The organism is Polaromonas sp. P4_F6 (assembly GCF_056401275.1).
The window spans coordinates 278,512-290,832 of sequence record NZ_JBFUJQ010000004.1 but is presented as its reverse complement, the minus strand read 5'-3'; the positions used below and the strand labels follow the sequence as shown (position 1 = coordinate 290,832).

General features: G+C 67.8%; 12 protein-coding genes. 9 read left to right on the top strand and 3 right to left on the bottom strand.

Annotated elements, in window-relative coordinates; all coding sequences use genetic code 11:
• The first annotated feature begins 22 nt into the window (after positions 1–22).
• The 3 genes from AC1DUN_RS13130 to AC1DUN_RS13120 all read left to right on the top strand — a co-directional run bounded on the left by AC1DUN_RS13130 (position 23) and on the right by AC1DUN_RS13120 (position 2,683).
• Positions 23–568, top strand: coding sequence for a L,D-transpeptidase (locus AC1DUN_RS13130; protein ID WP_477714318.1), 546 nt, complete (start codon positions 23–25; stop codon positions 566–568).
• 96 nt (positions 569–664) lie between these two features.
• A complete protein-coding gene (nadB, locus tag AC1DUN_RS13125; protein WP_477714317.1) occupies positions 665–2,281 on the top strand; it encodes an L-aspartate oxidase in 1,617 nt (538 codons plus the stop codon).
• Between the two features lie 42 nt (positions 2,282–2,323).
• Complete coding sequence (locus tag AC1DUN_RS13120) at positions 2,324–2,683, top strand: 5-carboxymethyl-2-hydroxymuconate Delta-isomerase (protein ID WP_477714316.1); 360 nt, start codon at positions 2,324–2,326, stop codon at positions 2,681–2,683.
• Between the two features lies 1 nt (position 2,684).
• On the opposite strand, the gene pabB is transcribed toward AC1DUN_RS13120, so the two are convergent.
• The 3 genes from pabB to nadC are packed head-to-tail and all read right to left on the bottom strand — an operon-like array spanning position 2,685 to position 6,435.
• Entirely contained in the window at positions 2,685–4,433 is a 1,749-nt protein-coding gene (pabB, locus tag AC1DUN_RS13115; protein WP_477714315.1) for an aminodeoxychorismate synthase component I, read from the bottom strand.
• Positions 4,434–4,447: 14 nt separating this feature from the next.
• Positions 4,448–5,563 carry a quinolinate synthase NadA gene (gene nadA, locus AC1DUN_RS13110; RefSeq protein WP_477714314.1) on the bottom strand — a complete coding sequence of 372 codons (1,116 nt, stop codon included), beginning with the start codon at positions 5,561–5,563 and terminating at the stop codon, positions 4,448–4,450.
• Positions 5,564–5,565: 2 nt separating this feature from the next.
• Positions 5,566–6,435, bottom strand: coding sequence for a carboxylating nicotinate-nucleotide diphosphorylase (gene nadC, locus AC1DUN_RS13105; RefSeq protein ID WP_477714313.1), 870 nt, complete (start codon positions 6,433–6,435; stop codon positions 5,566–5,568).
• 165 nt (positions 6,436–6,600) lie between these two features.
• Between nadC and panD the strand changes: the two genes are divergently transcribed.
• The 6 genes from panD (at position 6,601) to panB (ending at position 12,295) form a co-directional block, all read left to right on the top strand.
• Positions 6,601–6,981, top strand: a complete 381-nt coding sequence (gene panD, locus AC1DUN_RS13100) for an aspartate 1-decarboxylase (RefSeq protein WP_007867856.1) — start codon at positions 6,601–6,603, stop codon at positions 6,979–6,981.
• 41 nt (positions 6,982–7,022) lie between these two features.
• Entirely contained in the window at positions 7,023–8,357 is a 1,335-nt protein-coding gene (locus tag AC1DUN_RS13095; RefSeq protein WP_477714312.1) for an adenosylmethionine--8-amino-7-oxononanoate transaminase, read from the top strand.
• Positions 8,350–9,039: a dethiobiotin synthase gene (bioD, locus tag AC1DUN_RS13090; protein WP_477714311.1), complete on the top strand. Its 690-nt coding sequence runs from the start codon at positions 8,350–8,352 to the stop codon at positions 9,037–9,039. Before AC1DUN_RS13095 ends, bioD begins: the two co-directional genes overlap by 8 nt.
• Positions 9,040–9,041: 2 nt before the next feature.
• Entirely contained in the window at positions 9,042–10,238 is a 1,197-nt protein-coding gene (bioF, locus tag AC1DUN_RS13085; protein ID WP_477714310.1) for an 8-amino-7-oxononanoate synthase, read from the top strand.
• Positions 10,239–10,293: 55 nt separating this feature from the next.
• Positions 10,294–11,313: a biotin synthase BioB gene (gene bioB, locus AC1DUN_RS13080; RefSeq protein ID WP_477714309.1), complete on the top strand. Its 1,020-nt coding sequence runs from the start codon at positions 10,294–10,296 to the stop codon at positions 11,311–11,313.
• Between the two features lie 88 nt (positions 11,314–11,401).
• Positions 11,402–12,295: a 3-methyl-2-oxobutanoate hydroxymethyltransferase gene (panB, locus tag AC1DUN_RS13075; protein ID WP_477714308.1), complete on the top strand. Its 894-nt coding sequence runs from the start codon at positions 11,402–11,404 to the stop codon at positions 12,293–12,295.
• Positions 12,296–12,321: the final 26 nt, after the last annotated feature.

Below are 12,321 nucleotides of genomic sequence, written 5' to 3'. Positions count from 1 at the left end.
TGAACACGCATCAAAGGAGACCTTGCACGTCGCCCACTGGGTCGTCGCCTCCGGGGACAACCAGGGCATGCCTTTCCTCATCATCGACAAGGTGAACGCCAAGGTTTTTGTCTTTGATGCCCTGGGAAACCTGAGCGGCGCCGCGCCTGTCCTGCTGGGCCTGGCGCGCGGCGACGACTCCACGCCCGGCATCGGCGAGCGCAAGCTGTCCACGATCCGTCCCGAGGAGCGCACCACGCCTGCAGGCCGCTTCGTGGCCTCGCTGGACCACGACCTCCATGGCGTGGAAATGCTCTGGGTCGACTACGACACCGCCATCTCTCTTCACCGTGTGGTGGCCATCGCGGGTGAACGGCGCGCCCAGCGCCTGGAAAGCGCGACCAGCGCGGACAACCGGATTTCCTACGGCTGCATCAATGTGCCCGCGAAGTTCTACGACAAAGTGGTCAGCCCGGCCTTCACCGGCACCAACGGCATCGTCTACATACTGCCTGAAACGCGCCCGGCGCGCGAGGTCTTCAAGTCCTACGACGTGGATGCGCCGGCGCGGGCGCAGGGCGCGGGTTAGCCGCTCCCCGGCCCGCCGCGGGCCTGCCCGATAATCGACCGTGTACGCGGCAGCTTCCCCGAGCCCGCAAACAGGCAAAAGGCGCCCCGTCCTCGCATGAACCCTATTTCCCATCCACACCACGAGCACGCCTTTGACGTCCTCATCATCGGCAGCGGCCTGGCGGGCCTGGCCTCCGCGTTGCTGCTCGCCCCGGGCCGGCGCGTGGCGGTGGTCACCAAACGTGAACTCAACGACGGCTCCAGCGCCTGGGCCCAGGGCGGCATGGCCGCCGTACTGGCCGAGGGCGACACGCTGGCGCAGCACGTCCAAGACACCCTGGTCGCGGGCGCGGGCCTGTGCGACCTGCCGGCCACGCAGGCCGTGGTGCAGGGAGCGCCCGAGGCCATCGCCTGGCTGCGCCAATTGGGCGTGGCATTTTCGGAAGACGGCGAACACCCGGGCGAGCTGCACCTGACCCGCGAAGGCGGCCACAGCCAGCGCCGTATCGTGCACGCGGCCGATGCCACCGGCGCGGCCGTGCAGCGCACGCTGATCGAAAAGGTGCGCGCCACGCCGGGCATCACGCTGTTCGAGCACCACATGCTGGTCGACCTGATCACCGACCGGCGACTCAAACGGCCCGGCAAGCGCTGCCACGGCGCCTATGTGCTGGACACCCTGGGCGGCCAGGTGCTGACCTTTAGCGCCGGCCAGACCATCCTGGCGACCGGCGGTGCCGGCAAGGTCTACCTCTATTCCACCAACCCCGACACCGCCACCGGCGACGGCATTGCCGCCGCCTGGCGCGCGGGCTGCCGCGTCGGCAACATGGAATTCATCCAGTTCCACCCGACCTGCCTGTACCACCCCGAGGCCAAATCATTTTTGATCACCGAGGCGGTGCGCGGCGAAGGCGGCAAGCTGCTGCTGCCGCCCTCGGCCGGCGGCGGGCGCTTTATGCCGGCACACGACGAGCGCGCCGAACTCGCGCCGCGCGACGTGGTGGCACGCGCCATCGACTTTGAAATGAAAAAGCACGGGCTGGACTGCGTCTACCTGGACATCACGCACCAGAGCCCGGCGTTTTTGCGGGAGCATTTCCCCAACATCCTCCAGCGCTGCCTGGAGCTGGGCATAGACATCACGCGCCAGCCGATCCCGGTGGTGCCGGCCGCGCACTACACCTGCGGCGGCGTGATGACCGACCTGCAGGGCCGCAGCGACGTGGCCGGCCTGTACGCCATCGGCGAGACCGCCTGCACCGGCCTGCACGGCGCCAACCGCCTGGCCAGCAACTCGCTGGTCGAATGTTTGGTGCTGGCGCGCGCCGCCGCAAACGCCATCGCGGCCGAGGCCGCCGCCGAAACACCGGCCCTGCCGGCCTGGGACGAAAGCCAGGTCACCGACGCCGACGAGACCGTGGTGATCTCGCACAACTGGGACGAGCTGCGCCGTTTTATGTGGAACTACGTGGGCATTGTGCGCACCACCAAGCGGCTGGAGCGCGCGGCGCACCGCATTGCCCTGCTCGACGCCGAGATCCAGGAGTTTTATGCCAACTTCCGCGTCACGCGCGACCTGCTGGAGCTGCGCAACCTGGTGCAGGTGGCCGACCTGATCGTGCGCTCGGCCCACGGCCGGCATGAAAGCCGCGGCCTGCACTTCAGCCGCGATTACCCCGGCATCGCGGAACAGGCCGTTCCCACCGTGCTGGTGCCGCCCGCAAGCTGATTCCTCCCCATTCTTTCCCCGCCATTTTTATCTGGAGCCCCTATGCCTCATTTGATCGTTGAATATTCGAACAATCTCACCGGCTTCCCCAAAGCCGAGGTGCTGCAGGCGCTGAACAAGACTCTTACCGCCAGCCCCGAAATCAAGGATGAAGCCGACCTGAAAAGCCGGCTGGTCACGCTGGACAATTTTGAAATCGGCACCGCGCCGGCCTCACGCGCTTTTGTCCATGCCCAGCTGCGCCTGCTCTCGGGCCGCACGCCTGAAGCCAAGAAGGACCTGGGCGAGCGCATCGCCCAGGTGCTGCGCCGCCTGACGCCGCGGCCGGCGGGCTTGATGGTGCAGCTGAGCGTGGAGATGGTGGACATGGACCGCGCGTCCTACGTCAAGGAAAAGCTTTAATTTAGACCAGGGTCGCGTCCAGCCAGCCCCTGAGGCTGTTCACAAAGGCCCAGGCCTCTACCTTCGCCGATTCGTCCACCCGCACGACGGCTTCGCTGAGCCGGCCTTCCCGCAAGGCCAGCGCCCGGCCCACACCCGGCAACAAGCCGCAGGCCAGCGGCGGCGTGACCCAGCGGCCGTCCACCCGCATCGCGACATTGCCGCGTGTGCATTCGGTGATCTCGCCCCGGGCATTCCACAGCACACAGTCAAATACCCCCGGCGCGGCCGGCGTGAAGGCGTCGTAGTGGGCGCGGCGCGTCGTCTTGAAGCGCACAAACTCGCCGTGCGCCGCGTCCAGCGGACGCTCGGCCAGCTGCAGTTGCACCTGGGGCGGTGAGGGCTCCATGGCATAAGCCTGGGCGCTGAATGTCCCGCCGGCGGCCAGCAACAGGCGCACGCGCCAGAGGCCTTGCGGATGCGCCTGCACCATGTCCCGCAGGCAGGCTTGGACCTGCGCCGCATCCCATGGATGGCCAAAGTGGGCGGCACTGGCCGCCATGCGCGCCAGGTGCGCATCGAGGTGGCGCAGCCGGCCCGCGTCCAGCGCCAGGGTTTCAAGGATGTCAAAAGGCATGCTGGCACGCTCCAGAAACGCACGCTTGTGGCGCCATTCCTGCCACTCGGCTTCGGCCACGGAGCCCGAGGTGATACCGCTGCCTATACCGCAGCGGGCTTCCTTGCCGCGCAGGCTCACGGTACGGATAGGCACGTTGAAGGTCGCCGCGCCGCCGGGCCGCAGCACACCCATTGCCCCGCAATACACACCGCGCGGCGCCGGCTCCAGTGCCTGAATCGCCCGCATGGCCCGCACCTTGGGCGCGCCGGTGACAGAGCCGCAGGGAAACAGCGCGGCAAACACATCGGCCAGGCTGCAGCCAGGCCGCGTGCGCGCCTCCACGTCCGAGGTCATCTGCCAGACCGCGGGCAAGGCCTCGGTGTGGAACAGGCGCGGCACGCGCACGCTGAAGGGTTGGGCGATGCGCGACAGGTCGTTGCGCAGCAAGTCCACAATCATCACGTTTTCGGCGCGCTCCTTGGGCGAATTGCGCAAGGCCTCGGCTTGCGCGGCATCGTCCTCGGGATTGGCACCTCGCGGCGCCGTGCCTTTCATGGGCCGCGTAAGGAGCAAACCTTCGCGCCAGTCGAAGAACAGCTCGGGCGACACCGACAGCAGTTGCTCCTCGCCCGTGTCCAGAAAAGCCGCATAGCCGCCCGGCTGGGCGCGCTGCAGGGCCTGGAACAGGGCCGGCGCGCTGTGCGACTCGCCGTCCAGCGCAGCCCGCATCTGCGCCGTGAAATTGACCTGGTAGTACTCGCCATCGGCAATCGCGCGTTGCAGCTGGGCCAGGGCGGCCTCAAACGCGGGGCGTGCCATCGCTTCCTGCCACTGAAGCTGTGGTGATGCCTCTTGTACGGGACCAGGCCAGGGCAGCGCGGTGTCGTGCACGGCAAACCAGGCCAAGGGCCCATCAGCCAGGTGCACAACCAGCGCGGCATCAAAAGCGGCGGCGGCTTCATAACGCAAATAGCCCACGCACCAGGCGCCTTGGCGTGCCGCGGCCTGAGCGGCGTCCAGCACCGCGCGCACCTCCTCGGGCCGCCGCGCCACCAGTACTTCACGGGCTGTGCCAAAGGCCTGGCGCAAACGCGGCCCCTCGGGCTGGTGGGGGTCGGTGAAATCGATGAGCGCTGAAACCGCGTGCGCCACGTGCTGGGCGCCCGTCAGGCCGCGCCTATGTTAGGCACCAGGCCCGTGACCGGCCGCCCTGCCTTCAAGGCTTCGGTGAAGGCCAGCATGCGGTCTATCGGCAAACGCGCGCGTTGGCCCAGCGCCGCATCGACCTTGATTTCGTTCGTTCCGGTTTCCAGCACCTGCGCCAGCCCGGCCAGGCCGTTCATGGCCATCCAGGGGCAGTGCGCGCAGCTCTTGCAGGTGGCGCTGTTGCCGGCGGTAGGCGCTTCGATAAACACCTTGCCCGGGTTCAGCGTGCGCAGCTTGTGCATCATGCCGTTGTCAGTGGCGACGATAAATTCTTTGGCATCCATCTCGCGCGCGGCCTTCAAGATGCCCGAGGTGGAGCCCACGGCATCGGCCAGCGCCACCACGTCGGCGGGCGACTCGGGGTGCACCAACACGCGCGCGCCGGGGTGTTCGGCTTTCAGGGCCTGCAGCTCAAAGGCCTTGAACTCGTCATGCACGATGCAGGCGCCGTTCCAGAACACCATGTCGGCACCGGTCTCGCGCTGGATGTAGCCGCCCAGGTGGCGGTCGGGTGCCCAGAGGATTTTCTGGCCCTGGTCTTTCAGCGCGCGCACGATGTCAAGTGCGCAGCTGGAGGTCACCAGCCAGTCGGCGCGCGCCTTCACGGCGGCGCTGGTGTTGGCGTAGACCACGACGGTGCGGTCCGGGTGGGCATCGCAGAAGGCGCTGAATTCAGCGGCCGGGCAGCCCAGGTCCAGCGAGCAGGTCGCGTCCAGGTCGGGCATGAGCACGCGCTTTTCGGGCGACAGGATTTTCGCCGTCTCGCCCATGAAGCGCACGCCGGACACCACCAGGGTCTGCGCCGCATGGTCGCGGCCGAAGCGCGCCATCTCCAGCGAGTCCGAGACCAGGCCGCCGGTTTCTTCGGCCAGGTCCTGCAAATCGGGATGCATGTAATAGTGCGACACCATGACGGCGTTGCGCGCCTTGAGCAGTTCGCGGATGCGGGTTTTGAGCGCCGCGCGCTCGGCCTGCGTGGGCTCGGCCGGCACGCGGGCCCAGGCCTGGTGCGTGCTGCAGGCGCCGGCCGCCTCGGGCTGCTCGTAATCGACGCGAATCGGCACGGCTGTTTGCATGTTCACACCGCCTGCGCATCAAAGCGCATGGAAAAATCAATCGCCCGCACGTCCTTGGTCAGCGTACCGATGGAAATGCGGTCCACGCCGGTTTCGGCCAGGGTGCGCAGGCCGTCCAGGGTGACACCGCCGGAAATCTCCAGCACGGCGCGCCCGGCGTTGATGCGCACGGCCTCTTTCAGCTCGGGCAGGCTCATGTTGTCCAGCAGGATCATGCGCGCACCGGCATCCAGGGCCTGGGCCAGCTCGCCCAGGTTCTCGACTTCAATCTGCACAAAATCGGCCTGCGCGGCGATTTCGGCCGCGCGCGCCAGCACCTGCGCGATGCCGCCGGCAGCCGCGATATGGTTTTCCTTGATCAGCACCGCGTCATACAAACCAACCCGGTGGTTGGTGCCGCCGCCCGTCACCACGGCGTATTTCTGCGCGAGCCGCAGGCCGGGCAGGGTCTTGCGCGTGTCGACGATCTGCGCGCGCGTGCCCTTCACGATGTTGACATAGACCGCCGTCTTGGTGGCCACGGCGCTGAGCAGCTGCAGAAAGTTGAGCGCCGTGCGTTCGGCCGACAGCAGGGCACGAGCGTGGCCGCGCACCTCAAACACCACCTGGCCGGCTTCGCAGCGCCCGCCGTCCTTCACATGCCAGAGCAGCTGGGCCTGCGGGTCGAGTTGCCGCATCGTGGCCTCCACCCAGGCGCTGCCGCAGACCACGGCACTTTCGCGCGCCAGCACCTGGGCCCGCGCCTGGCGGGCCGCATCGATCAGGCCGGCCGTCAGGTCGCCGGCGCCTATGTCCTCGGCGAGCGCGCGCGCCGCGTCTGCCTGGGCCAGGTCGGCCAGTGCCTGGCTGGAGAAATCAAATGACTTTTTCATGAGCAATCTAAGAAAGAAACCGCAACATACCGTGCACTAAACTATTAAATAGAGCCTGAAACTGTCGCGAATGTTACAGCGACCGGCCAGAGGCCTGAAGGCCGCGAGCTGCCCGCCCACCATAGCGCCTTCCCCCGGCCCCCATTTTCATCCACGCCCATCACCATGTTCAGAACCCTGCTTAAATCAAAAATCCACCGCGCCGCGGTGACGCACTGCGAACTCAACTACGAAGGCTCCTGCGCCATCGACGAAGACCTGCTGGACGCCGCCAACCTGGCCGAGAACGAGCAGGTGCATATCTGGAACATCAACAACGGCGAGCGCTTCATCACCTATGCGATACGCGCCGAACGCGGCAGCCGCATCATCTCGGTCAACGGGTCGGCCGCGCGCCGCGCCGCCGTGGGCGACCTGGTCATCATCGCCGCCTTCGCGCAGGTGCATGAAGAGCACGTCGCGGGCTTCAGCCCCAAGCTGGTGTTCGTGAACCCCGACAACCGCATCAAGGAAGAGCGCTCCACCATCCCGGTGCAGCAGCCCTGAGCCGTTTCAGGCCTTTCCCCGCCTCCTTCACACAAGGCTCCATGGACAACGCAGCGATGATCCGGCGCAGCCTGCGCCACGTGTGGCACCCCTGCACGCAGATGAAGCTGCATGAGGCCCAACCGCCCGTGCCCATCGCGCGCGCCGAAGGCGTCTGGCTTTACGACTTTGAAGGCAGGCGCTACCTGGACGGCGTGAGCTCCTGGTGGGTCAACCTGTTCGGCCACGGCCACCCGCACATCAAGGCGGCGCTGCGGGACCAGCTCGACACGCTGGACCACGTCATGTTGGCCGGCTTCACGCACCAGCCCGTCGTGGAACTCTCCGAACGCCTGGGCGCGCTGACCGGCCTGGGCCATGCCTTTTACGGCAGCGACGGCGCCAGCGCCACCGAGATCGCGCTCAAGATGAGTGCGCATTACTGGCGCAACAGCGGCCGGCCCGAAAAAAGCCGCTTCATTGGTCTCGCCGGCGGCTACCACGGCGAAACCGTGGGCGCGCTGGCGGTGACCGACATCGCGCTCTTTCGCGAAGCCTATGCGCCGCTGGTGCGGCTGGCCGCCACCGTGCCCAGCCCCGACGCGCGCGGTGCCCAGGCCGGCGAAAGCCCTGCCGATACGGTACGCCGCGCCGCCGCGGGCCTGCAGGCCTGGCTGGAACAGCACCATGCGCAAACCGCCGCGCTCATCGTCGAGCCCCTGGTGCAATGCGCCGCCGGCATGGCCATGCACGACGCGGCCTACCTGCAGGAAGCGCGTGCGCTGTGCGACCGCTATCAGGTGCATTTGATCGCCGACGAAATCGCCACCGGCTTCGGCCGCACCGGCACCATGTTCGCCCACCAGCAGGCCGGTATACGGCCTGACTTCATCTGCCTCTCGAAAGGGCTGACCGGCGGCACGCTGCCGCTGTCGGCCGTGCTGACCACCGACGCGGTCTACGAGGCGTTCTACGACGACGAGGTGGCGCGCGGTTTTTTGCATTCACATTCCTATACCGGCAACCCGCTGGCCTGCCGCGCGGCGCTGGCCACCCTGGAGCTGTTTGAGCAGACCGATGCCCTTGCGCGCAATGCCGAAACAGCCCGGCTGCTGGATGCGGCCTTCGCGCCCCTCACGCAGCACCGCGCCGTGCGGCATGCGCGCCGGCTGGGCATGATCTGGGCCTGGGACGTGGAGCCCGGTAGCCTCCCCCACTTCGCGCGCCGCTACACACAGCACGCCATGGCCAACGGCGTGCTGCTGCGCCCCATTGGCCAGACGATTTACGCCATGCCGCCCTACGTGATGGACGCGGAATCCGCCCAGCACCTGGCGCGCGGCGCGCTGGCAGCGCTGGAGGCCACGCTGGCCGAGGAAGGCGGCGCCCATGGCTGAGGCCACGCACAAGCTCTCGCTGTTTGTGACCGGCACCGACACCGGTGTGGGCAAGACCCTGGCCAGCGCCGGGCTGCTGCACGCGCTGGCGCGCCACCATGTGCGCGTCGTCGGCATGAAGCCGGTGGCGGCGGGCACGGTCCAGGTCAACGGCGAAGACATCAATGAAGACGTGCTTGCGCTGCGCGCCGCCTCCAATTACCGCGTGCCGCCCGAACTCGACAACCCGGTGCTGCTGCCCGATCCGGTGTCGCCGCATATCGCCGCGGCCCGCGCCGGCACACGGATTGACATCGCACACCTGGTGGCCTGCCAGCGCCGCCTCGCGCAGCTGGCCGACGCCGTGGTGGTGGAAGGCGCGGGCGGTTTCCTGGTGCCGCTGTCGGACAGCGAAACCGGCGCCGACCTGGCCCAGGCCCTGGGCCTGCCGGTGCTGCTGGTGGTCGGCCTGCGCCTGGGCTGCCTGAACCACGCGCTGCTAAGCGCCGAGGCGATACGCGCGCGCGGCCTCACGCTGGCGGGCTGGGTGGCCAACCACGTTGATGCCGCCATGCTGGCGCAAGAGGACAACATCGCCTTCCTGCGGAAAAAACTGCAGGCGCCGCTGCTGGCCACCATCCCCTACCAGGCCGCGCCCGACCCGCGCGCCATCCACTTTGAGCTCCCCTCCACATGGCAATGACAATGACCGCTTCCTGGCTTGATGAATTTCCGGCGCGCCTGGCCGAACTGGATGATGCCCACCTGCGCCGCCAGCGCCGCGCGGTGCGGCCCGAAAGCGGCGCGCGCCTGACGGTGGACGGCCGGAGCATGCTGGCTTTTTGCAGCAACGACTACCTGGGCCTGGCCACGCATCCGGTGCTGGTGCAGGCCGCCTGCGAAGGCGCGAAAACTTATGGCGTGGGGGCCGGCGCCTCGCCGCTGGTCAGCGGCCACAGCGAGTCCAACGCGGCGCTGGAGCGCGAGCTCGCCGCCTTTGTGGGCCTGCCGCGCGCGCTGTATTTTTATGCGGGCTATGCCACCAACATCGGCATCGTGCCGGCGCTGGTGGGCGCCGGCGACGCGATTTTTTCGGATGCACTCAACCACGCCTGCCTGATTGATGGTGCAAGACTGTCGCGCGCAAAAATTCATCGGTATGCCCATGCCGACCTGGATGCATTGGGCCGCGAACTCGCGCAAAGCGAGGCGCCGCGCAAGCTGGTGATCAGCGACGCCGTCTTCAGCATGGACGGCGACAGCGCCAACATCCCCGCGCTGCTGGCGCTGTGCGAACGCCACGACGCCCTGCTGCTGCTGGACGACGCCCACGGCTTCGGCGTGCTGGGCCCACAGGGCCGCGGCAGCCTGGCCGCCGCCGGCCTGCATGGCGCGCAGGCCTCTCGCCGCGTGCTCTACATGGCCACGCTGGGCAAGGCCGCCGGTGTGGCCGGCGCCTTTGTGGCGGGCGACGAGGCGCTGGTCGAATGGCTGCTGCAAAAAACCCGCAGCTATATTTTTGCCACCGCCGCGCCCGCGCTGCTGGCCAGTGCGCTACGCGCCAGCCTGATGGTCATTGAGCAGGACGAGTGGCGGCGTGCGCATTTGCAGCGCCTGATCGCACGCCTGCGCGGCGGCCTTGCAACAGGCCTTGAAGGCAGCGACTGGCAGCTGTCGCACTCGCAGACCGCCATCCAGCCGCTGCTGATAGGCGCCAACGACCAGGCCCTGGCCGTGATGGAGGGCCTGCGCGCGCGCGGCATCTGGGTGCCGGCGATACGCCCGCCCACCGTGCCCGAAGGCACGGCGAGGCTGCGCATCGCGCTGTCGGCCGCGCACAGCGAAGCCGACGTCGACCAGCTGGTTGAGGCCCTGGCCGCGCTGGCCAGGCAGGCCACCTAATCACTCCAAAATCTCTTCAGCTAGACTCCAAAACCACCCCCTGGAAGGAAGAACCATGTCCCACGTTGCAGAACAAACCGTTACCTTGCACCGCCCCCGGCCCAAGGCTGAGCCAGCCCCCGCCGGCGACCAGCGCTGGAGCGTGGATGCCATCGAGGCGCTGTTCAACCTGCCCTTCCCTGAATTGATGCACCGCGCGCAAACCGTGCACCGTGAAAACTTCGACCCGACGCGTGTCGAGTTCGCCACCTTGCTGTCCGTCAAGACCGGCGGCTGCGCCGAAGACTGCGGCTACTGCCCGCAGGCCGCCCGCTACGACACCGGCGTGGAAGCCAGCAAGCTCATGGAGCCGGCCGAGGTGCTGGCCGCCGCGCAGCGCGCCCAGGCGGCAGGCGCCACGCGCTTTTGCATGGGAGCGGCCTGGCGCTCGCCCAAGGACCGCGACATCGAAAAAGTCGCCGAACTCGTGCGTACCGTCAAAGCCCTGGGCCTGGAGACCTGCGCCACCCTGGGCATGCTGGAAGACGGCCATGCGCAGACCCTGCAAAGCGCGGGCCTGGACTACTACAACCACAACCTCGACAGCGCGCCCGATTTTTACGGCGACATCATCACCACGCGCGACTACCAGGATCGCCTGGACACGCTGGCGCGCGTGCGCAGCGCCGGCGTCAAGGTCTGCTGCGGCGGCATTGTCGGCATGGGCGAAACGCGCCGCCAGCGCGCCGGCCTGGTGGCCGAACTCGCCAACCTCACGCCCTACCCCGAGTCGGTGCCCATCAACAACCTGGTGAAGGTCGAAGGCACGCCGCTGGCGAACCAGGCCGACCTGGACCCGTTTGAGTTCGTGCGCACGATTGCCGTGGCGCGCATCACCATGCCGACCGCGCGCGTGCGCCTGTCGGCCGGCCGCCAGCAAATGGGCGACGGCGTGCAGGCCCTGTGCTTCCTGGCCGGCGCCAATTCGATTTTTTACGGCGACAAGCTGCTGACCACCGGCAACCCCGACACCGAGGCCGACGTGAAGCTGCTCGAACGCCTGGGCATGAGCCGCTCCGCACCCGAAACGCGCTAACACGCACTGCTTGTCTGGGCTCTCTAAACCGCGCGTAAAAAAGCACGGTGAAGCTGGTTAGACTCTCGCTAAATTCCGGATCGCTGCCATGACCTCCCCTTCCAACACCTCGGTCACGCCCTACGGCACGCTGCCGCCCTCCTCCACGCCGTCGGCGCGCAAGCCGGTGAGCCTGCCACGCCTGCGCGAAATGCAGGCGCACGGCGAAAAGATCGCCATGCTGACGGCCTACGACGCGACCTTCGCGGCCGTGGCCGACGCGGCGGGCGTGGAGTGCATCCTGGTGGGCGACTCGCTGGGCATGGTCTGCCAGGGCCTGACCAGTACCGTCGGCGTGACGCTGGAGACCATGCGCCACCACACCGAATGTGTGGCCAACGGCCTGCGCCGTTCGCAGGCCACGGCCTGGCTGATAGGCGACCTGCCCTTCGGCAGCTACCACGAATCCAAAGAGCAGGCCTTGCGCAGCGCCGTGGTGCTGATGCAGGCCGGCGCCCACATGGTCAAGCTCGAAGGCGGCGGCTGGACGGCCGAAACCGTGCGCTTCCTGGTCGAACGCGGCATTCCCGTCTGCGCCCACCTGGGCCTCACACCGCAGACCGTGCATGCACTGGGCGGCTACCGCGTGCAGGGCAAGGGCGAGGAAGCCGCCGCCACGCTCAAGCGCCAGGCCCACGAGCTGCAGGACGCCGGCGCCGCCATGATGGTACTGGAGATGGTGCCCGCGGCCCTGTCGGCCGAACTGACAAAAGAGCTGACGCACTGCGCCACCATAGGCATAGGCGCGGGCAGTGGCACGGCCGGCCAGGTGCTGGTGCTGCACGACATGCTGGGCATGAACCTGGGCAAGATGCCGAAGTTCGTGCGCAACTTCATGGAAGGTGCGGACAACAAGACGGCCAGCGTGCGCGGCGCCATGGAAGCCTATGTGCGTGCCGTCAAGGACGGCAGCTTTCCGGTGAACGCCACCCACGCCTGGTGAGCCCCTCTCCCTTGCGCCACCCCTTT